This window comes from Nonomuraea sp. NPDC050404 (assembly GCF_040655495.1).
GTDB lineage: Bacteria > Actinomycetota > Actinomycetes > Streptosporangiales > Streptosporangiaceae > Nonomuraea.
Map to the genome: position 1 here is coordinate 220,559 of NZ_JBFAKB010000004.1, position 18,412 is coordinate 238,970.

An 18,412-nucleotide genomic window follows, 5' to 3' on the forward strand; every position below is an offset into this window, starting at 1 on the left:
CAGGCGCGGGAGGCATCGGAGATGCGGAACGGCCAGACCAGCAAGACAATCGTGAGCATGGCGGCGGCGGCGCTGCTCGTGACCGCCGGATGCACCTCGTCAGGAGGTGCGGGCCCGGCGGGCGCCCCCGCCCAGGAGCAGGGCCCCGTGGCCAAGTTGTCGATCACCCCGGCGGACGGCACCAAGAAGGTCGCCCCCGACACCGGGATCAGCGTCAAGGCCACCGGCGGCCAGGTCACCAAGGTCGCCGTCGCCGACGCCAAGGGGCGGGCGGTGAAGGGAGCCGTGGCGGCCGACGGGATGTGGCGGCCCCGGTGGCCGTTAAGGCCCTCGACCGCGTACACGGTCAGCGCGGCGGCCACCGGCACGGACGGCAAGCAGGTGACGGGCGCGGCCACGTTCACCACACTCAAGCCCAAGCGGGCGCTGGAGAGCGGCATGTCCCCGCTGGACGGCGAGAAGGTCGGCGTCGGGATGCCCGTGCAGCTCCTGCTGTCGCGGCCGATCGCCGGGCAGCAGGTCAGGGCCGCGATCGAGCGGTCGCTTGAGGTACGGATGGCCAAGCCGGTCGAGGGCGCGTGGAGCTGGGTGAGTGACCGGGAGGTGCAGTTCAGGCCGCGCGAGTACTGGCCGGTCGGGCAGAAGGTCACGGTCGTGGCGCACCTGGCGGGGCTGCGGGCGGGATCGGGCGTGTGGGGCACCAAGAACCGCAGCCTGACCTTCACCGTCGGACCCGAGCACATCACCAAGGTCGACGCCAAGGAGCATCGGGCGGTCGTGCGCGAGGACGGCGAGGTCGTCAAGACCATCCCGGTCAGCCTGGGCAAACCGGGAACCGACAGCTACTCGGGCGTCATGATCGCCCAGGAGAAGACCGCCGACATGGTCATGGACTCGGCCACGATCGGCGAGCCCGGCGAGTACCGCATCCCGACGAAGTGGAACGTCCGCATGACCTACAGCGGCACCTTCTTCCACGCCGCCCCCTGGTCCACCGGCGCGCAGGGCAGCTCCAACGTCAGCCACGGCTGCGTGAACGCCAGCCCCGCCAACGCCCGCTGGTTCTACGAGTTCACCCAGCGCGGCGACATCATCGAGGTCACCGGCACCTCCAGGAAACTGGAGTTCGGCAACGGACCGACCCCCTGGGCCAAGTCCTGGGAGGACTGGCTGGCGGGCAGCGCACTGGGCAAGCCGGTCAATGGGTAGGTAGAGCGGGTGCCTGTAGATCGGAGCGGCCGGGGGTCCATCGGGCTCCCGGCCGCCGCTTTATGGCTGCTGGTCTGGACGCTGAACCTGTACGAGTTCCTGGTGACCTTCTAGACACTATCCCCCGACAAACAACTAAATTGATCCCATAGGGGACATACATCGGATGACATGTACCCCCTCGTCTGATGGAGCTAGGAGCAGGCATGCAGATCGTACGGTTCACAAGCCCTCTGACCAGTGCCGACGCGGTCGGAATCGATGACGGCGAGCAGGTGGTGGAGCTCAAGGGGGTCAGCAGTGTGGGTGAACTGCTTCGGTTGTCCTCCGATGAGCTGAGGGCGCGGTGTGAGGGGGCGGACGGGGCGCGGCATCCGTCCGGGTCGGTGGCGTTGTTGCCGCCCGTGGACGGGCGCATGGAGGTGTGGGCGGCCGGCGTGACCTATCGGCGCTCGCGTGAGGCGCGGGTGCTGGAGAGTGAGCGTGCCGCCGACGTGTACGAGCTGGTCTACGACGCCGAGCGGCCCGAGTTGTTCTTCAAGTCGGTGGCCTGGAAGGTGGCGGGGGACGGCGGGCGCATCGCGGTGCGTGAGGACTCCGAGATCGACGTGCCGGAGCCGGAGCTCGGGCTGGTGCTGAACGCGGCGGGCGAGATCGTCGGCTACACCGTGGTGGACGACGTCAGCTCCCGCACCATCGAGGGGGTCAACCCGCTCTACCTGCCGCAGGCCAAGATCTACCTGGGCGGATGCGCGGCGGGGCCGGGGATCAGGCCCGCGTGGGAGGTCGCGGACCCGTACGCGCTGGACATCTCGCTCAGCATCGCCAGGGGCGGGGAGACGGTGTGGGACGGCAAGGCGAGCACCTCCCAGCTCAACCGCCGCCTGGACGACCTGGCCGGCTACCTGTTCAGGGCCGACGTCTTCCCCGACGGCGCGGTGCTGGCCACCGGAACGTGCCTGGTGCCGGACCTGCCGTTCACGCTCCAGGACGGCGATACGGTGACCATCGGCATCGGTGAGATCGGCACGCTGACGACGACCGTGGTCAGGGGTGTGCCCGAGCAGCTGGGCTGACCCGCTGACCGGCCCCACGTAGTGCGCGAGGGGGTGTGTACCGGCCCCCTCGCGGCTCGTACAGTGTGCGAAGGGGTGTTGCGGGCCCCCGAGCGGCCCCCGAGCGGCTCACACGTGAGCGGCTCATGCGCGAGCGGCTCACGCGCTGTGCGAAGGGGTGCGGTGGTTCCCTCGTAGCGTCGCGGTGCTCGCGACGACGAGCGAGAGCGGCAGCTCACCGCACGGATGCGCCTCGAAGCCGTCCTCGCCGCGGAAGACCGAGCCGCCGATCCACTTGGCGGTGCTGGAGGCCACCACCCGCCCCGCCGCGCTGATCACGAACGCGGGCGCCGGCACCTCGCGCAGCACCGGCACGACCGCGCCCTCGAACCGCCGCACGAACACGTCCGCCGCCGCCACCCCCGCGAAGACGCCCCCGGCCGTCACCGGCACCGACAGCGTGAGGCTGTACTCGTCGGTGCACAGGTAGTCCACGTACGGCCCGCAGATCGTGCGTTCCGCCCCCTCGCACGGCCCCGCGTACCACTCCCAGTGCGTGTAGTCGTAGAACGCGCTGCCGGCCGGGTCGAGGTCGCGCAGGAGTTGCACCGGCCTGCCGGAGGGATCGTCCTGCCACCACTCCAGGTACCACGGCGCGTCCACCAGCAGTCCGGGCGCGGCGATGAACCCGATGCCCGCCACGAGCCCGCCGAGGTGGGCGAACAGCGCCGGCCGCAGCGCCGCCAGGTCGGCCTTCGCCGGCCGCCGGCGCGTCCCGGCGAGCGCGGCCGTGCGGTCGCGTACGTCGTCGAGCAGGGCGAACACGCCCTCGACGATCTCGCTGATGCGCGCGGCGGCCCGATCGGCGGCCTGCCGGGTGGGCTGGGGCATCGTGCACCTCCGTGCCTGTGGTCGCGCCCGCCGCGCCCGGGTCGCCGGCGGCCGGCGGGTCAGGCGTTCGCCAGCCGCAGCTCGATCAGCCGTTCCAGTGCGTCGAGCACGTGCTGTTCGGCCAGGTCGCGGGCCTGGCCGGGGTCACCTCGGCGGATGGCCTCGGCGATCGCGCGATGCTGGGCCGTGACCTCATCGTGCCCCTCCGGCCCGTCGTACGGAAGCCACAGCAACGGCCCGATGTCAGCCTGTAACCGGATCTCCTCCTGGGTGAGCCGCGCCGACTGGGAGGCGGCCGCGATCTCGACGTGGAAGCGGCCGTCGAGCCGCCGCAGCGCGGCCGTGGAGTCGGCGCGCTGCGCGGGCTCCACGGCACGGCGCGACGACCGCGCCGCCCGCGCCATGTCGTCCAGCGAGCGCCACAGCGGCGCCAGGTCACCGGGCAGCGCGCGGCGGGCCGCCAGCCGGGCCGCCGCGCCGGCGATGGCCGCGTAGTGGTCGCCCAGGTCCCGCAGCTCGTCCACGGTGAACGCGGCCAGCCGCGCGCCCAGCTCCGGAGGTTCGCGCGGCGTGCGTACGAAACTGCCGCCGCCCCGCCCGCGCCTGGTCTCCACCAGCCCCTGCTGCCGCAGCGCCATGAGCGCCTCCCGCAGCGTCACCGTGGAGACGCCGAGCCGCCCGGCCAGCTCCGCCTCGCTCGGCAACTGCTCACCGTCGGCCAGCAGGCCGAGCGCGATGGCGTCGGAGAGGCGGCGCACGACGGCGTCCACCCGGCCGGCGCCCCCCACCGGGGCGAACACGGCCAGATGAGGTCCGCTCCCCGCCATCGCCCCACCCCTCCCAACGTTCACGACATTGATACAGGAATCGCCCTTGTCGTAAAACCTTTGAAATCATATGTTTTCGGTTATGCCAGGCAGCGAGACGGCGGTCGGGTTACGCGGGCTGCGCAAGGAGTTCGGGCCGGTCACGGCCGTGGCCGGGATCGACCTGGAGGTCCGCGACGGCGAGTTCTTCGCCATGCTGGGGCCGTCGGGATCGGGCAAGACCACGGTGCTGCGCCTGATCGCCGGCTTCGAGCCGCCCACCGCGGGCACGGTGGAGCTGGGCGGCAGGGACGTCACCCGCCTGGCCCCGTTCGAGCGCGACGTCAACACCGTCTTCCAGGACTACGCGCTGTTCCCGCACATGAACGTGCTGGCCAACGTCGAGTACGGCCTGCGCGTGAAGAAGGTGCCCAGGGCCGAGCGGCGCGAGCGGGCCGTGGCCGCGCTGCGCTCGGTGCGCCTGGAGGGCCTGGAGCAGCGCCGCCCGACCCAGCTGTCCGGCGGCCAGCGCCAGCGGGTCGCGCTGGCCAGGGCGCTGGTCAACCGGCCGCGCGTGTTGCTGCTGGATGAGCCCCTGGGCGCGCTGGACCTCAAGCTGCGCGAGGAGATGCAGGTCGAGCTGAAGGAACTGCAGCGCGAGGTCGGCATCACGTTCCTGTTCGTCACGCACGACCAGGAGGAGGCGCTGACGATGAGCGACCGGGTGGCCGTGTTCGACGCGGGCAGGATCGAGCAGGTCGGTACGCCCGCCGAGATCTACGAGCGGCCCGCCACCGAGTTCGTGGCCGCCTTCGTGGGCACCTCGAACCTCATCTCCGGCTCCGCCGCCGAGCAGATCCTCGGCCGCCCCGGCACGTTCAGCGTCCGTCCGGAGAAGCTCCGCGTCCTGTTCCGGGTGCCGGGTGGAGGGGAGCCCGCCGGGCCCGGTCCCGGCGAGCACAGCGCCACGGGCACGGTCGCGGAGGTCGTGTACGCGGGCGCCGCCACCAGGTTCGTCGTGGACCTCGACGCGGGCGGCCGGCTGATCGCGCTGCAGCAGAACCTCCAGGTCTCCTCCATGGAGGTACTGGGCCTGAGAGGCGCCCGCGTCCGGCTCGTGTGGCAGCGGCGGCACGAGTTCGCGATCACCTAGGAATTCCGGGAGAAGGCATGCGACCGACAACAACGGCCATCGCGGCGGCGGCCCTCGTCCTGCTCGCCGCCTGCGGCACCACGACCAGGCCGAGCGCGCTCGCCCCCGGCCAGACCGGCTTCGTCCCGCCCAAGCTGGAGGCTCAGCAGTCCCTCGGCACCGGCGAGGGCCAGGTCAACCTCGTCGCCTGGGCCGGATACGTCGAGGACGGCGGCAACGACCCCAAGGTGGACTGGGTCACCCCGTTCGAGCAGGAGACCGGCTGCCAGGTCAACACCAAGGTCGCCGGCACCTCCGACGAGATGGTCGCGCTCATGCGGACCGGCCAGTACGACGCCGTCTCCGCCTCGGGCGACGCCTCGCTGCGCCTGATCGCGGCCGGCTCCGTGGCGCCGGTCAACACCAGCCTGATCCCCAACTACACCGACGTGTTCGACGGCCTGAAGAGCAAGTTGTGGAACTCCGTGAACGGCGTCCCGTACGGAGTCCCGCACGGCCGCGGCGCCAACCTGCTGATGTGGCGCACCGACACGGTCAAGCCCGCCCCCGACTCGTGGAGCGTGGTCTTCGACCCGAACTCGCCGTACAAGGGCAGGGTGACGGCCTACGACTCGCCCATCTACATCGCCGACGCCGCCGTCTACCTGATGAGCAACCGGCCGGACCTGGGCATCAGGAACCCGTACGCGCTGGACGACAAGCAGTTCCAGGCCGCCGTGGACCTGCTCAAGCGGCAGAAGCAGATCATCGGCGAATACTGGTCCGACTACACCAAGGAGGTCCAGGCGTTCAAGAGCGGCGACTCGGTCGTGGGCACCACCTGGCAGGTCATCGTGAACGTGGCCCTGAGCGAGAAGGCGCCCGTGGCGGCGGTGCTGCCCAAGGAGGGCGCGACCGGCTGGTCGGACACGTGGATGGTGGCCGCCAAGGCCGCGCACCCGAACTGCGCCTACCGCTGGCTGGACTGGATCATCTCGCCCACCGCGAACGCCCAGGTCGCCGAGTACTTCGGCGAGGCGCCGTCGAACGCCAAGGCGTGCGAGGAGACCACCGACCCCAAGCACTGCGAGACCTTCCACGCCACCGACGAGGCGTACTTCGCCAAGGTCCACTACTGGATCACCCCGATCAGCCAGTGCCTCGACGGCCGCACCGGCGTCACGTGCAAGGACTACGCCGCCTGGACGCGGGCCTGGACGGAGATCAAGGGTTGACCCGGGCCGGCGCCTCTCCGCACCGCAGGGCCGGCGCCGCCCAGCACCGGAGGGTCGGCTCCTTCCTGCACCGCAGGGCCGGGCTACGGCTGTCGCTGCTGTTGTCGGCGCCGCTGGCGTGGCTGGGCCTGGCCTACCTGGGGGCGCTGGCGGCGCTGTTCGTCACCGCCTTCTACTCCGTGGACACCTTCACCGGCACCCTGGTCAGGACGTTCACCTGGGCCAACTTCCAGGACCTGGTCACGGGGGAGGTGTACAGGACGATCGCGCTGCGCTCGGCAGGGGTGGCGCTCGCGGTGACGGTCATCGACCTGGTGGTGGCCTTCCCGATGGCGTTCGCGATGGCCAGGCTGGCCTCGCCGCGGGCGCGGCGCTGGCTGGTGATCGCGGTGCTGACGCCGCTGTGGGCGAGCTACCTGGTCAAGGCGTACGCGTGGCGGGTCATGTTGTCCTCGGGCGGGCTGCTGGGCTGGGGGTTCGGGGTGCCGGCGACCGTGCTGACGCTGGCGTACCTGTGGTTGCCCTACATGATCCTGCCCATCTACGCCGGGCTTGAGCGGCTGCCCGGCTCGCTGCTGGAGGCGGCGGGGGATCTCGGGGCGCGCGCGGGGCGGGTCTTCCGCACGGTCGTCTGGCCGCTGACGTTCCCGGCCGTGGTCGCCGGGTCGATCTTCACGTTCTCGTTGTCGCTGGGCGACTACATCGCCGTCAAGATCGTCGGCGGGCGTGGCCAGCTCATCGGGAACGTGGTCTACGACAACATCGGGGCCGCGGGCGACCTGCCGTTCGCCGCGGCGGTGGCGACCGTGCCCGTCGTCATCATGCTCGGTTACCTGGCGGCGGTGCGCCGTACCGGAGCTCTGGAGAACCTGTGAGACTTTCCCGGCTTTCCCGATGGCTGCTCTGGCTCGCGCTCGCGGCCGGGCTGGCGGTGATCTACGTGCCGCTGCTGGTCGTGCTGCTCAACTCGGTCAACGCCGACCGCACGTTCGGCTGGCCGCCGTCCGGGCTGACGCTGCGCTGGTGGGGCGCGGCCTGGGCCTCATCCGGGGTGCGCGAGGCGCTGTGGACCTCGGTACGGGCGGGGCTCGGGGCGACGGCCATCGCGCTGGTGCTCGGCACGATGGCGGCCTTCGCCGTGCAGCGTTACCGCTTCTTCGGCCGCGACGCCGTGTCACTGGTGATCATCCTGCCCATCGCGCTGCCGGGCATCGTCACCGGGATCGCGCTCAACAACGCCTTCCGTACCGTGCTGGAGCCGTTCGGGGTGGGGCTCGGGCTGTTCACGGTGGTGGTCGGGCACGCCACGTTCTGCGTGGTGACCGTCTACAACAACGTGCTGGCCCGGCTGCGGCGTACCGGGATGAGCCTGGAGGAGGCGTCGGCCGACCTCGGGGCGGGGCCGTTCACGACGTTCCGGCTGGTGACGTTCCCGATGATCAGGTCGGCGCTGCTGGCGGGCGGGCTGCTGGCCTTCGCCCTGTCGTTCGACGAGATCATCGTGACCACGTTCACGGCCGGGGCGGGGGTGCGGACGTTGCCGATCTGGATCTTCGAGAACCTGTTCAGGCCCAACCAGGCGCCGGTGGTGAACGTGGTGGCCGCCGCGCTCATCGTGGCCTCGGTGGTGCCGGTCTATCTGGCCCAGCGGCTGTCGTCAGACGTGGGCGCTCACTGAGAGCGCCACTGCTCGGCCGCGGCCTGGACGGTGGGATGGATGGCGATCAGGCGGGCCATGCCGATGATCGCCAGCGTGCGGTTGACCGAGGCGGGCACGCAGGCCAGCGCCATGCCGGCGCCCACCTCCGCGGCCTTGTTGTAGGCGGCGATCAGGGTGGCGATGCCGCTGGAGTCGCAGAACGTCAGCCCCGCCAGATCGACGATGAGCTGCTGACCGGCCGTCAGCATGATGTCCTGCACCGCCTGGACGGCCTCGGGAGCGCTGTGGTGGTCGAGGTCGCCCGCGATCTCGAGCACGGGCCCGCCGGCGATGTCATGGACGGCGGTGGTCATCGCGGTCATGCCGATTCCTCTGTGGGCGAGTGGTCCTCTGTGGGCAAAGGCACGCCGAGGGCGAGGACGGCGGTGTCGTCGTCCAGGCCGTCGGCGAAGCTGTCGAGCAGGCCGGCCACGGCGGTGACCGCCCCGGCCGCGGTGGTGGGGGCCAGGGCGGCGGCGAAGGCGAGCAGGGCCTCGTCCCCGTAGCGGCCGTCCTCGGTGCCGGTGCTGTTGGCGGGACCGGTACGGGCCTCGATCAGGCCGTCGGTGTAGAGCAGCAGGGTGTCGCCCGGCGACAGCCGCAGCGTGACGGAGGTGAAGCGGGCGTCGGGCAGCATGCCGATCAGCATGCCTCCGGGAATGGCCTGATAACCGGCGCTGCCGTCGGCCCGCAGCAGCAGGCTCGACGGGTGGCCGCCGCCGGCCAGCGTGAGCTCGAAGCCGTCGCCGTCCGGGGCGAGGATGCCGAGGACGGCGGTGCAGTACCGGGGGTCGTCGATGAGGTGCCGGCCGAGCTCGGTGTTGAGGGTGCGCAGCACGGCCACCGGGTCGTCGTCGTAGACCGCCGCCGCGCGCAGCGTGTAGCGGATCATCGAGGTCACCGCGGCGGCGGAGGCCCCCTTGCCGCACACGTCCCCCAGGAAGAAGCCCCACCGCTCGCGGGCCAGCGGGAACAGGTCGTAGAAGTCGCCGCCGACCTGGTCGCGCGAGGCGATGCGGTAGTGCGAGGCGGCCAGCAGGCCGGGCACCCGCGGCAACGACGACGGCAGCAGGCTGTGCTGCAGGGTGGCGACCAGCCGTTCGAGGCGCTCGCGCTCGCGTTCGGCCTCCTGCCGGGCGCGCAGCAGTTCCTCCTCGTACGCGCGGCGGTCGGAGGCGTCGAAGACGGTGGTGAAGAGCGTCTCGTCCACGCCGTCGCCGGTGGGATCGGGAGCCTGCCCCGCGCCCGCCATCATCCCGAGCCTCCGGCGGCGAAGGAGACGATGGCCTCCAGCGTCGCCTCCGGCGCGCTGAGCTGCGGGCAGTGGCCGGTCGCGGGCAGGGTGTGCCGGATGCTGCCCGCGATCTGCTCGTGCACGAACGTGCCGACCCCGGGCGGCGCGATGGCGTCCTGCCGGCAGTCGAGCACCAGGGTCGGCACGCCGACCCTGGCCAGGTCGGAGCGGTTGTCGGACAGGAACGTGGTACGCGCGAAGGCGGCGGCGATCCGCGGGTCGGTCCTGCAGAAGCTGTTGGTCAGCTCGTCGCCCAGCTCGGGCCGCTCCGGATTGCCCATGATCACCGGGGCCATCTGCGCCGACCACCCGAGATAGTTGCTGTCCAGCGAGGCCAGCAGCTCGTCGATGTCGGCCCGGCTGAAGCCGCCGCGGTAGTCGCCGTCATCGAGGTAGCACGGCGACGGCGCCAGCAGGACCAGCTTGGCGAAGGGCGCCGGGTCGCGTACCGCCGCCAGCACCCCGATCATGGAGGCGACCGAGTGCCCGACGAACACCACCTCGGACAGGTCGAACTCCGCGCAGATCTGCAGCACGTCCTCGGCATAGCCGTCGAGGCGGGCATAGCGGTCGGGCTGCCACGCCGACAACTGCGATTTGCCCGCGCCCACGTGGTCGAACAGGACGACCCGGAAGTCGTTCACCAGCCCGGGGGTGATCAGACGCCACATGTTCTGGTCGCAGCCGAAACCATGCGCGAGCATGACCACCGGTCCCGCCGGGTTGCCGGTGATCACCACATTGTTCCTGCGGCCGACGTCCATAATTGTCGAAACCCCGCCTAACTGGATCGCGTCCGGTACGCATGCCAGGTTAGCGGCCTGTACTTACGCTCTGTCCATTGGTGTGAAGCTATCTGCCACTTTGGCGCTTTGTGGCGGATCACGCCAGTTCCGGCACCTCGGCGGCGTCCTGGCGCAGCCGCCTGGCCCTGCGGCGCAGGTTCTCGGCGGTGGCCAGGCACGAGTCCGCCAGCTCGGCCAGCTCGCGGCGCAGCCGGAGCGCCTGGGTGAGGTAGCGCTCGGCGGCCGGGCCCGTCCAGAACGCCGCGTGGTCGCCCTGCGCGGCCGGGATGCCCTCGAACGCCTCCGGCAGCGACCTGGCGTAGCGCGTGAACGTGGCGGCCAGCGACTCCTTCTCGCCCGCCTCGCGCAACAACTGGTCCCTGGTGGGCATGCTCAGCCGTCCTCGACCCGCAGCGTCGCGCCGACCCCGCGCAGCACGTTGGACCAGGCCCGCTGCCGCAGCCCGTCGGCGCCGACCTCCGGCCTGAGCGCCTCGTGCAGCGCCCCGGCCAGCGCGGGATCGCCGGCGGCGATGCTCAGCAGGGTCTCGGCCGCGGCGGGCTGTTCGGCGAGGAACTGCTGGAACGCCAGCGGGTTGGCGGCGTAGGCGGTGACCAGGCCGTGCGGGTCCCAGGCCGGGTCCGGGCGGTCGAGCAGGGTGAGCGCCGCCCGGTTGAGGAACGGGCCCGACTGGCCGGCGTGTGCGATCAGCGACGTCAGGACGTGCGGCGGGGCCGTTTCCGCGAACGCCTGCCACTCCTCGCCGAGCCGCCCGGTCCGCTCGGCACTGGCGAAGGCCCTGGCGAGGGTTCCGGCCGGTGCTCCGGCCGGTGCGTCCTCCTGGTCGTCAGGGACCGCCTCCAGGAGCCGCACGAGAGTGTGCGGGCCGAGCGCCGCCAGCAGCGCCGCCGCGTAGGCGGGATCGCCGGCCTCACCCCGGACGTCCGAGAGCACCCGCCCGACCCGCGCGGCCGTGCCACCCTCACCGTCATCCGCCGACGAGCCGTCATCGGCCCGTGCGCGGTCGTTCGTCGGCGAGTCGTCGTCCGTCGGCGGGGTCTCCAGCGCCGTGCGGATCGTGTCGGCCGTCTCCTCGGCGCTCCGCCTGGCCTCGGCCTCGCCGTCGAACGGGAACGTGGCCGTGAGCAGCCCTCGCTCACGCACCGGCACGAGCTGCTCGATCGTGTCGATGCGCCACTTCAGTTCCCGCCGGGACTCGTGGAAGAAGCCCAGGGCGCGGTGCAGGGCCGTGCTGCCCTGGTGGCCGGCCCAGTCCTGGCCCGCCTCGTCGATGGCGGCGTCCAGCCTGGGCCGCGTCCTGCCCAGCAGTGCCTCACCCGCCTCCATCCGGCGAATCAGCTCAAGTGCCCCTCGGGGGTCGATCCCCACGAACTCCCCCATGAACCCTCCCAGAGGGTGTGGTTGCCAGGCGGGAGTCAAGCACACCGGGCCTCCCGGGGAGAGCCGTTTGGCAGAACGGGAATCGCCCCCGACAACCCTTCGTCACCGGGGGGCAAGCATCCTCAGCCGGTGCTCTCCTTCTCGAAGGAGCTCAGCGTGGGGTCGTAGTCCAGGGCGCCGATGTCGTACATCGGGGTCATCCAGTGGTAGAAGTTGTCGCCCCGGTCGCGCAGCAGGTCGTACAGCCTGCGCATGAGACGGCGGCGGACCCCGGCCATCTCCGGATGGGTGTAGCGGTTGCTCAGCTCGTGCGGGTCGGCGGTCAGGTCGTACAGCTCGTTGACCGACTCCGGGTTGACGATCAGCTTGTAGCGGTCGTCGCGGATCATGCGCTGCGGGTAGGGGAAGTGGTGGCCGTGGAACTCCGCGAGCAGCTCGCCCGGCCATTCGGGGTGCTCACCGCGTACCAGCGGCACCAGGCTGCGGCTGTCCACGGCCGGCTTGGTGTCGCAGCCGGCCAGCTCCAGGATCGTCGCCGTGCAGTCGGTGAGCGACACGAACTCGTTCCTGACCTGCGGCGGAGCACCCGGGATCCGGACGATGCCGCAGATGCGGTAAATGTCCTCGTACATCGCGGGGCCCTTGTCGTGCAGCCGGTGCGCGCCGGTGAACTCGCCGTGGTCGGAGGTGAACATCACCGACGTCTTGTCGGTCAGGCCCAGCTCGTCCATGCGGTCGAGGATCCGGCCGATCTGCTGGTCGATCAGGGTCACGTAACCCCAGTAGACCGCGATCAGCTTGCGGGTGACCTCGATCGGGATCGTGTCGAACGTCCAGTGCTCGCTGTAGTTGCGCTGCACCGGCGGCTTGCCCTCGAACGTCTCGGCGATCGACGGCGGCAGCTCGACCAGGCTCGGGTCGTACATGTCGAAGTACTCGTCCGGCAGCAGGTACGGCAGATGCGGCCCGAAGAAGTGCGTGGCCAGGAAGAACGGCCGCCCGTCGGCCGCGTACCGCTCCATGTGCTCGATCGCCCGGTCGGCCAGGTAGTGCTCGAACGTGGCCTCGACCGGCTGGTGCAGCCGCGCGGCGAGCAGGTTGCCCTGGTTGCCGTTGGGCGTGGTGCCCCGGATCAGATCCGAGATCCGGTACGGCGGCAGCCCCCGCTCCTCCAGGTAGGCCAGATAGTCGGGGTGGTCGACCGGGTTGTGCCAGCCGGGCAGGTCGGGCCCGTCGAACCCGTAGGAGGCGGCGTTCCTGCTGGTGCCGCCGTGCCACTTGCCGATCAGCCCGAGCTGGTAGCCGCGCTCCTTCAGCGCCTCGGGGAAGGTGAAGGCGTCCTCGCGCAGGTCCTCCAGGTAGCCGACGTTGCGCTCGTAGTTCGCCAGCAGCCGGTGCCTGAACGGAGCCTGCCCGGTGAGCAGGCTGGCCCGCGCGGGCGTGCAGATGGCCGTCGGCGTGTAGAACCGATCGAACCGCGTGCCGGTGGCGGCCAGCCTGTCGAGGTTGGGCGTGGCCACGTGCGGGTTGCCGTAGCAGCCCAGGGTGTCCACGCGGTGCTGGTCGGTCATCAGGAACAGCAGGTTCACTTGGAGAAAGCCTTCTGGTAGAGGTCGCCGGTGTAGTACGTAGCGGGGTCGGGCCTGGACTTGAGCTGGCCGGTGCTGACGAAGAAGTCGCCCAGGCTGTTGAGCCACTTGGCCACGGTGCCGTCCTTGGTCTTGTTGACCAGGTCCTCGGTGCTCATCACCTGCACGTTGGCCGCGTCGGCCTTGACCTTGGCCGCGTCCAGCTTGAGCAGGGCGGCGGCCTCGGTGATCGACTCCTCGGGGTGCGCGGCCCGCCAGTCGTTGGCCTCCTGCAGCACCTTGATCACCTTGTTGGTGAGCTCGTCCTTCACCTGGGTGCCGCCGACGAAGGCGGTCGGGAACGAGCTGTCCGGCCACTCCTTGGTGCTGGCCAGCTCGACCATGCCGGGCACCTGCCGCTTGATGTTGTCGATCAGCGGGTACCAGATGCCGGCCCCGTCGATCTGCCCGGAGGAGAAGGCCGACACGACGGTCGCCGGATCCATGGGCACCTTCTGGATGTCCTTGACCGTCATGCCGGCCTTCTGCAGCGCCAGGTTGAGCACCATGTCGCCGGACGTGCCTTCGGGCACGCCGACCTTCTTGCCCTTCAGGTCGGCGATGCTCTTGACGCCCGGCCGGCCGATCACGCGGTCGGCGTAGGCGAGCGTGTTGATCGCGACGACCTTGGCCTTGCCCGTGGCGGGCAGCCACATCGCGCCGGGGCCGATGTAACCGAAGTCGAGGTCGCCCGCGCCGAGCGCCTGGATCTGCAGCGGCCCGTTGGTGAAGACCTTGATGTCGGGGGTGAGGCCCTGCTTCTCCCACAGGCCCTGCTTGTCGGCGATCGCGAGCAGGCTGGCGCCGTTGTAGTCGCTGATGTAGCCGAACCTGACCGTGGAGCCGTCGTCGGAACAGGCGGTCACGGAGAGGGCGAGCAGGCTCACCGCCGTGGCGGCCGTCAGGGCGCGGCGAAGGGAACGCATGGCGGATCAGTCCTTTCCGGGGGGTTGGTGCCGGGCCGCGGTCACGGCCGGAGCCTGGACGGTGCTAGGCCGCTGGTACGGCCGGAGCCTGGTGGTAGACGGCGTGCCAGACCTCGTTGCGGATCCGCCCGAACTCCGGCGAAAGCCGCATCTCCTCGGTCCTCGGGTACGGCAGGTCCACCTCGATGACCTGCTGGATCCGGCCGGGCCTGGCGGCCATCACGATGACCCGCCTGGCCAGGTAGACGGCCTCGTCCACGTCGTGGGTGATGAACATGACGGTGCGCCGCTCCTGGCTCCAGGTGTCCAGGAGCTGGTCCTGCAACTGCACCCTGGTCAGCGCGTCGAGCGCGCCGAACGGCTCGTCCATGAGCAGGACCTCGGGGTTGACCGCGTACGCGCGGGCGATGGCGCAGCGCTGCTTCATGCCGCCGGACAGCGTCTTGGGCAGCGCGTCGGCGAAGTCGGCCAGCCCGACCAGCTCGATCGCGTGCTGGGCCCGCCGCCTGCGCTCCTCGGCCGGCATTTCCATCAGCTTGAGCCCGAACTCGACGTTCTTGCGCACGGTGAGCCAGGGGAACAGCGCGTACTGCTGGAAGATCACCCCACGGTCGGGGCCCGGCCCGGTGACGGGTCTGCCGTCCACCAGCACCTCGCCCGAGGTGGGCTCGACCAGTCCGGCGGCCATGCTCATCAGCGTGCTCTTGCCGCAGCCCGACGGGCCCACGACGGTGACGAACTCGCGGTCGGCGATGTCCAGCGACACGTGGTCGAGCGCGACGAAGGTGTCGTCCTTCATCGGGTACGTCCTGACGACGTCCCTGAAAGAGATCTTGGCGTTCATCGGCGCTCCTGCCAGTTCGTGAGGCGGCGCTCGGCCAGCAGCAGCAGGCGGTCCATCAGCAGGCCGAGCACGCCGATGGCGATCAGGCCCACGAAGATCGTGGACAGGTCGTAGTAGAGCTGGGCCTGCTGCATCCGGAAGCCCAGCCCTTCCTGGGCGGCGATCAGCTCGGCGGCGACCAGCGTGCCCCAGGCCGAGCCGAGCCCGACCCGCATCCCGACCAGGATGAACGGCGTCGAGGCCGGCACCACGACCTTGAGGAAGATGGTGCGGTCGGAGGCGCCGAGCACGCGGGCGGCGTTGATCAGCGTCTTGTCCACGTCCACGACGCCCTGGAAGGTGGACACGACGCTGGACAGGAACGACGCCAGGAAGATCACGAAGACCTTCGGCACCTCGCCGATGCCCATGAGCACGATGGCCAGCGGGATGATCGCCAGCGGCGGGATCGTGCGGAAGAACTGCACGTAGGGTTCGAGCAGGCCGCGCGCGGTGGCGTACCAGCCCATGAGGAAGCCGACCGGGATGGCCAGCAGCGTGCCGAGCAGGAAGCCGATCAGGACCCTGCGCAGGCTGGCCAGCGAGTCCATCAGCAGCGTGCCGTCGGCGATCAGCTCGCCCGCCTTGGCCGCCACTTCGAGCGGGCCCGGCAGGCCCTGCACGCCGATCGTGGCCAGCAGCGTCCACACGACCAGGCCGATGACGACCGCGATCAGGTTGAGCACGATGGCGCGCCGTGAACGTGCGGGGCCGCGCCGCGCGGTGGGGGCCGCCGGCGACTTGCCCAGCGCGGTGAGCTGGGTCATGGATGCCTCGATTGCTTCGTGGTGACGGGTCTTCTGTCGACGGAGGGCGGGTGTTCCGCGAGGTCCGGGCCGGCCGGGTAGCGGGAGAGCAGCGGGGATTCGTGCAGGACCAGGGCGATGCCGCCGAGCGCGCCAGCCACCTCGCCGAGCGTCGCGCGGCGCAGGCTCACGCGGTGCCTGGAGACGGGCATGACGTGCTCGTGCAGCGCCCGCTCGATCGGCTCGATCAGCGCCGGGCCGGTCTCGACGAGCTCACCGCCGACGACGATGACGCTGGGGCCGATCGCGTTGCACAGGGCCGCGAGCATCTCGCCGATCCTGGCGCCGACCCCCTCCAGCAGGGTGAGCGCGGTACGATCCGCCGCCTCCACGGCCTTGACCAGCTCGCGCACGTCCGTGGCCCGGCCGCCCGCGGCGCGGTAGGCGTCCAGCACGGCTCTGATCGAGGCGACGGTCTCCAGGCAGCCCCTGCCGCCGCAACCGCAGCGGGCGCCGCCCGGCTCGACCGTGATGTGGCCGAACTCGCCGGACAGGCCGTACGCGCCGCGGTGCAGCGACCCGCCGACCACCAGCCCGCCGCCGACGCCGTGGGACAGCCGCAGGTACAGCACGTCCTGGCCGTCGGCGGCGGCGCCCCAGATGGACTCGCCCAGCGCGGCCAGCCGGGTGTTGTTGTCCAGCAGCACCGGTACGCCGAACCGCTCGCGCAGCAGGACCTGCACGGGATGCGGCGCCTCGGCGGCCACGTCGTCGTCCTCGGCCGCCCGGCCGTCCACGGGACCGACCACGCCGACCCCGATCGCGTCGAGCGCACCCAGCCGCAACGCGCCGGTGCCGGTCCCTGTACTTGAAAGGGCGCCGATGCCGGAGCCGGAGAGGGCGGCGTTGTCGAGGCCCGTGCCGGTGATGGTGAGTGAGCCGATGAGCCGTTCGGCCAGGTCGACGCGCTGCGCCCATGGCAGGTCGGCGTCGTGTGGTTCGCTGGCCGAGCCGACGATCTCATGCGCCAGGTTGATGGCCGCGACGTGTAGCCCGCGGCGGGCGAAGTCGATGCCGATCGCCTGGCCGGCGTCCGGGTTGAGGGTCAGTGTCTCGGCCGGTCGGCCACGCCCGCGCGGCCCCTCCTGGGAGGTGGTGGCCACCACGGCGCCGGCGGCGACCAGGTCGGCGAGGATGTCGTAGAGGGTGGTACGCGACAGCCCGCAGTGCTTGCCCAGCTCGCTCCGGCTGAGCGGGCCGTGCTTGCGCAGCAGCCCGAGCACGAGCTCTTCGTGCCCACGCCGGAGTTGTGACAGGGGGCCACGGGGATGTGACATGACGCAGAGTCTGCCGATCCCCGATGTTTTTCGTCAATAACCCGGAAAAAAACTTACCCAATCCGCAATTGGGGCCGTGAGCTGGGATGAACGCTTCCGCATGAAGGGTGCGCGGTTCGTAACGTTCCAATAACGGGGGGTTCGGGAGTAAGGTTGGGTCCGGCGCCGTCCCGCGCCCGACCTCCTGACCGCGCGCCCACGCCGTGCGGCGAAGCGGAGGCAGAGGGGATCGATGTCCTCGGGGCGACGTCTCGATCGTGCCGGTACCTCCTGTGCGGCGGGCCGTGCGTGCGGGAGCGTGGGTCCGGTGCGCGGGCCGCCTCTGGAGCACTGCCATGACCGATCACAAACACCTCAAGCGCCTCGTACGCGACCGCATGGCCCGCACCGGCGAGTCGTACACGACCGCGCTGCGCCACGTCGCCGGCCGCGCCCGCCGGCACCACCACGAGTCCGCCCTCCTGCGCCACGTGCTGGACGGCGGCCTCTCCGAGGCCATGCTGCTCGGGCTGGGCGGCGGCATCGGGTTCATGTACTTCGTGTTCGAGTACACCGGTCACCCTCCCATGCTGACGATCGTCGCCCAGGCCCATCCCGAGCCGATGATCCCGCTCGCGCTCACCAGGGCCGGCGTCCCGCACGAGGTCAGGCGGACGGGCTCGCCCAGGGTCGCCGAACGCAACCTGCGCGCCGCGCTCGACGCGGGACGCCAGCCGATCTGCCGGGTCGCCCGTCACCAGTTGCCCTGGCGGGAGTCGATGCCGTTTCCCGACCCCGTGGACGTCGCGGTGACGGGCCTGTCGGGAGACACCGTGCGGGTACGCGACGAAGTCCCCGGCGAACTGCCGCTGGCGGACTTCCTGGCGGCCTGGTCGGCGGTGCCCAAGGCCAGGCACCACCTCATCGAGATCACCGGGCCCGCGACCGGGGCGCCCGACGTGCTCGGGGCGATCAAGGACACCGCCGTCAAGCTGACGGGGCCGGTGCTCGGCAACAACTTCGACGTCAACTTCGGGCTGTCGGGCATGCGCAAGCTGGCCGCCCAGCTCGCCGACCCCACCGGCAGGCAGGGCTGGGCCCGCAGGTTCACCGACCTCGGCCCGGCACTCGACCGGCTCGCGGAGTGCCTGGAGGTGGACTACACCGCCCCCGGCGCCACCAGGCCGCTGTACGCCGACTTCCTGGCCGAGACCGGGCACGCCGAGGTCGCGGCGGTCTACCGCGAGGCGGGCCGCCAGTGGTCGGGGGTGGCCGCCGCCGCGGCGGGGCGCGAGCCGCTGCCCGACCTGGCCGCGCTGGTCGCGGACGCCGTGCGGACCGAGGAGCGCGGGGCCGGGCTGCTCGCCGCGATCTGTTGACTTTTGTTTGGATGGTCGCCAAATTAA

At 71.1% G+C, this 18,412-nt stretch carries 19 protein-coding genes; 7 read left to right on the forward strand and 12 right to left on the reverse strand.

Annotated elements, in window-relative coordinates; translation table 11 throughout:
* Positions 1-21 precede the first annotated feature (21 nt).
* Both AB0I81_RS12585 and AB0I81_RS12590 read left to right on the forward strand, forming a co-directional pair.
* A complete protein-coding gene (locus AB0I81_RS12585; RefSeq protein WP_360654508.1) occupies positions 22-1,209 on the forward strand; it encodes an Ig-like domain-containing protein in 1,188 nt (395 codons plus the stop codon).
* Positions 1,210-1,415: 206 nt separating this feature from the next.
* On the forward strand, positions 1,416-2,285 hold the full coding sequence (locus tag AB0I81_RS12590; RefSeq protein WP_360654511.1) for a fumarylacetoacetate hydrolase family protein: 870 nt from the start codon (positions 1,416-1,418) through the stop codon (positions 2,283-2,285).
* Between the two features lie 138 nt (positions 2,286-2,423).
* On the opposite strand, the gene AB0I81_RS12595 is transcribed toward AB0I81_RS12590, so the two are convergent.
* Both AB0I81_RS12595 and AB0I81_RS12600 read right to left on the reverse strand, forming a co-directional pair.
* Positions 2,424-3,155, reverse strand: a complete 732-nt coding sequence (locus AB0I81_RS12595) for a cache domain-containing protein (RefSeq protein ID WP_360654514.1) — start codon at positions 3,153-3,155, stop codon at positions 2,424-2,426.
* A gap of 59 nt (positions 3,156-3,214) precedes the next feature.
* Positions 3,215-3,982, reverse strand: coding sequence for an FCD domain-containing protein (locus tag AB0I81_RS12600; protein WP_360654517.1), 768 nt, complete (start codon positions 3,980-3,982; stop codon positions 3,215-3,217).
* An 82-nt stretch (positions 3,983-4,064) separates the two neighbouring features.
* On the opposite strand from AB0I81_RS12600, the gene AB0I81_RS12605 reads away from it, so the two are divergent.
* The 4 genes from AB0I81_RS12605 to AB0I81_RS12620 are packed head-to-tail and all read left to right on the forward strand — an operon-like array spanning position 4,065 to position 8,006.
* The gene (locus AB0I81_RS12605; protein ID WP_360654519.1) at positions 4,065-5,114 is read left to right on the forward strand and encodes an ABC transporter ATP-binding protein; all 1,050 of its coding nucleotides are present in this window, start codon (positions 4,065-4,067) and stop codon (positions 5,112-5,114) included.
* Between the two features lie 17 nt (positions 5,115-5,131).
* Positions 5,132-6,328, forward strand: a complete 1,197-nt coding sequence (locus AB0I81_RS12610) for an ABC transporter substrate-binding protein (protein ID WP_360654522.1) — start codon at positions 5,132-5,134, stop codon at positions 6,326-6,328.
* The gene (locus AB0I81_RS12615; protein ID WP_360654525.1) at positions 6,325-7,203 is read left to right on the forward strand and encodes an ABC transporter permease; all 879 of its coding nucleotides are present in this window, start codon (positions 6,325-6,327) and stop codon (positions 7,201-7,203) included. The genes AB0I81_RS12610 and AB0I81_RS12615 overlap by 4 nt, the downstream gene beginning before the upstream one ends.
* Positions 7,200-8,006 (forward strand): ABC transporter permease, encoded by an 807-nt coding sequence (locus AB0I81_RS12620; protein WP_360654528.1) that lies wholly within the window; start codon positions 7,200-7,202, stop codon positions 8,004-8,006. Before AB0I81_RS12615 ends, AB0I81_RS12620 begins: the two co-directional genes overlap by 4 nt.
* On the opposite strand, the gene AB0I81_RS12625 is transcribed toward AB0I81_RS12620, so the two are convergent.
* The 10 genes from AB0I81_RS12625 to AB0I81_RS12670 all read right to left on the reverse strand — a co-directional run bounded on the left by AB0I81_RS12625 (position 8,000) and on the right by AB0I81_RS12670 (position 17,027).
* A complete protein-coding gene (locus tag AB0I81_RS12625) occupies positions 8,000-8,350 on the reverse strand; it encodes an STAS domain-containing protein (protein WP_360654530.1) in 351 nt (116 codons plus the stop codon). The two genes, AB0I81_RS12620 and AB0I81_RS12625, sit on opposite strands and share 7 nt — an antisense overlap.
* Entirely contained in the window at positions 8,347-9,282 is a 936-nt protein-coding gene (locus AB0I81_RS12630; RefSeq protein WP_360654533.1) for a PP2C family protein-serine/threonine phosphatase, read from the reverse strand. Before AB0I81_RS12630 ends, AB0I81_RS12625 begins: the two co-directional genes overlap by 4 nt.
* A complete protein-coding gene (locus AB0I81_RS12635; protein ID WP_360654536.1) occupies positions 9,279-10,085 on the reverse strand; it encodes an alpha/beta hydrolase in 807 nt (268 codons plus the stop codon). The genes AB0I81_RS12630 and AB0I81_RS12635 overlap by 4 nt, the downstream gene beginning before the upstream one ends.
* A 118-nt stretch (positions 10,086-10,203) precedes the next feature.
* Positions 10,204-10,497 carry a hypothetical protein gene (locus AB0I81_RS12640; protein ID WP_360654538.1) on the reverse strand — a complete coding sequence of 98 codons (294 nt, stop codon included), beginning with the start codon at positions 10,495-10,497 and terminating at the stop codon, positions 10,204-10,206.
* 2 nt (positions 10,498-10,499) lie between these two features.
* Complete coding sequence (locus AB0I81_RS12645; protein WP_360654541.1) at positions 10,500-11,507, reverse strand: hypothetical protein; 1,008 nt, start codon at positions 11,505-11,507, stop codon at positions 10,500-10,502.
* Positions 11,508-11,629: 122 nt separating this feature from the next.
* A complete protein-coding gene (locus AB0I81_RS12650) occupies positions 11,630-13,096 on the reverse strand; it encodes a sulfatase-like hydrolase/transferase (protein WP_360654544.1) in 1,467 nt (488 codons plus the stop codon).
* The gene (locus tag AB0I81_RS12655) at positions 13,093-14,061 is read right to left on the reverse strand and encodes an aliphatic sulfonate ABC transporter substrate-binding protein (RefSeq protein WP_360654547.1); all 969 of its coding nucleotides are present in this window, start codon (positions 14,059-14,061) and stop codon (positions 13,093-13,095) included. The genes AB0I81_RS12650 and AB0I81_RS12655 overlap by 4 nt, the downstream gene beginning before the upstream one ends.
* A 64-nt stretch (positions 14,062-14,125) precedes the next feature.
* On the reverse strand, positions 14,126-14,905 hold the full coding sequence (locus AB0I81_RS12660) for an ABC transporter ATP-binding protein (protein ID WP_360654550.1): 780 nt from the start codon (positions 14,903-14,905) through the stop codon (positions 14,126-14,128).
* The gene (locus AB0I81_RS12665) at positions 14,902-15,711 is read right to left on the reverse strand and encodes an ABC transporter permease (protein WP_360654553.1); all 810 of its coding nucleotides are present in this window, start codon (positions 15,709-15,711) and stop codon (positions 14,902-14,904) included. The genes AB0I81_RS12660 and AB0I81_RS12665 overlap by 4 nt, the downstream gene beginning before the upstream one ends.
* Positions 15,708-17,027, reverse strand: a complete 1,320-nt coding sequence (locus AB0I81_RS12670; protein ID WP_360654556.1) for an ROK family protein — start codon at positions 17,025-17,027, stop codon at positions 15,708-15,710. The genes AB0I81_RS12665 and AB0I81_RS12670 overlap by 4 nt, the downstream gene beginning before the upstream one ends.
* Before the next feature lie 335 nt (positions 17,028-17,362).
* Here AB0I81_RS12670 and AB0I81_RS12675 point away from each other — a divergent pair, with 335 nt between their 5' ends.
* Positions 17,363-18,385: a BtrH N-terminal domain-containing protein gene (locus AB0I81_RS12675; RefSeq protein WP_360654559.1), complete on the forward strand. Its 1,023-nt coding sequence runs from the start codon at positions 17,363-17,365 to the stop codon at positions 18,383-18,385.
* Positions 18,386-18,412 lie beyond the last annotated feature (27 nt).

What these genes read in the sequence shown, in the direction of transcription:
- AB0I81_RS12585 (WP_360654508.1), top strand. Translation starts at nt 22, where the DNA reads ATGCGGAACGGCCAGACCAGCAAGACAATCGTGAGCATGGCGGCGGCG.
- AB0I81_RS12590 (WP_360654511.1), top strand. Translation starts at nt 1,416, where the DNA reads ATGCAGATCGTACGGTTCACAAGCCCTCTGACCAGTGCCGACGCGGTC.
- AB0I81_RS12595 (WP_360654514.1), bottom strand. Translation starts at nt 3,155, where the DNA reads ATGCCCCAGCCCACCCGGCAGGCCGCCGATCGGGCCGCCGCGCGCATC.
- AB0I81_RS12600 (WP_360654517.1), bottom strand. Translation starts at nt 3,982, where the DNA reads ATGGCGGGGAGCGGACCTCATCTGGCCGTGTTCGCCCCGGTGGGGGGC.
- AB0I81_RS12605 (WP_360654519.1), top strand. Translation starts at nt 4,065, where the DNA reads ATGCCAGGCAGCGAGACGGCGGTCGGGTTACGCGGGCTGCGCAAGGAG.
- AB0I81_RS12610 (WP_360654522.1), top strand. Translation starts at nt 5,132, where the DNA reads ATGCGACCGACAACAACGGCCATCGCGGCGGCGGCCCTCGTCCTGCTC.
- AB0I81_RS12625 (WP_360654530.1), bottom strand. Translation starts at nt 8,350, where the DNA reads ATGACCGCGATGACCACCGCCGTCCATGACATCGCCGGCGGGCCCGTG.
- AB0I81_RS12630 (WP_360654533.1), bottom strand. Translation starts at nt 9,282, where the DNA reads ATGATGGCGGGCGCGGGGCAGGCTCCCGATCCCACCGGCGACGGCGTG.
- AB0I81_RS12635 (WP_360654536.1), bottom strand. Translation starts at nt 10,085, where the DNA reads ATGGACGTCGGCCGCAGGAACAATGTGGTGATCACCGGCAACCCGGCG.
- AB0I81_RS12640 (WP_360654538.1), bottom strand. Translation starts at nt 10,497, where the DNA reads ATGCCCACCAGGGACCAGTTGTTGCGCGAGGCGGGCGAGAAGGAGTCG.
- AB0I81_RS12645 (WP_360654541.1), bottom strand. Translation starts at nt 11,507, where the DNA reads ATGGGGGAGTTCGTGGGGATCGACCCCCGAGGGGCACTTGAGCTGATT.
- AB0I81_RS12655 (WP_360654547.1), bottom strand. Translation starts at nt 14,061, where the DNA reads ATGCGTTCCCTTCGCCGCGCCCTGACGGCCGCCACGGCGGTGAGCCTG.
- AB0I81_RS12660 (WP_360654550.1), bottom strand. Translation starts at nt 14,905, where the DNA reads ATGAACGCCAAGATCTCTTTCAGGGACGTCGTCAGGACGTACCCGATG.
- AB0I81_RS12665 (WP_360654553.1), bottom strand. Translation starts at nt 15,711, where the DNA reads ATGACCCAGCTCACCGCGCTGGGCAAGTCGCCGGCGGCCCCCACCGCG.
- AB0I81_RS12670 (WP_360654556.1), bottom strand. Translation starts at nt 17,027, where the DNA reads ATGTCACATCCCCGTGGCCCCCTGTCACAACTCCGGCGTGGGCACGAA.
- AB0I81_RS12675 (WP_360654559.1), top strand. Translation starts at nt 17,363, where the DNA reads ATGACCGATCACAAACACCTCAAGCGCCTCGTACGCGACCGCATGGCC.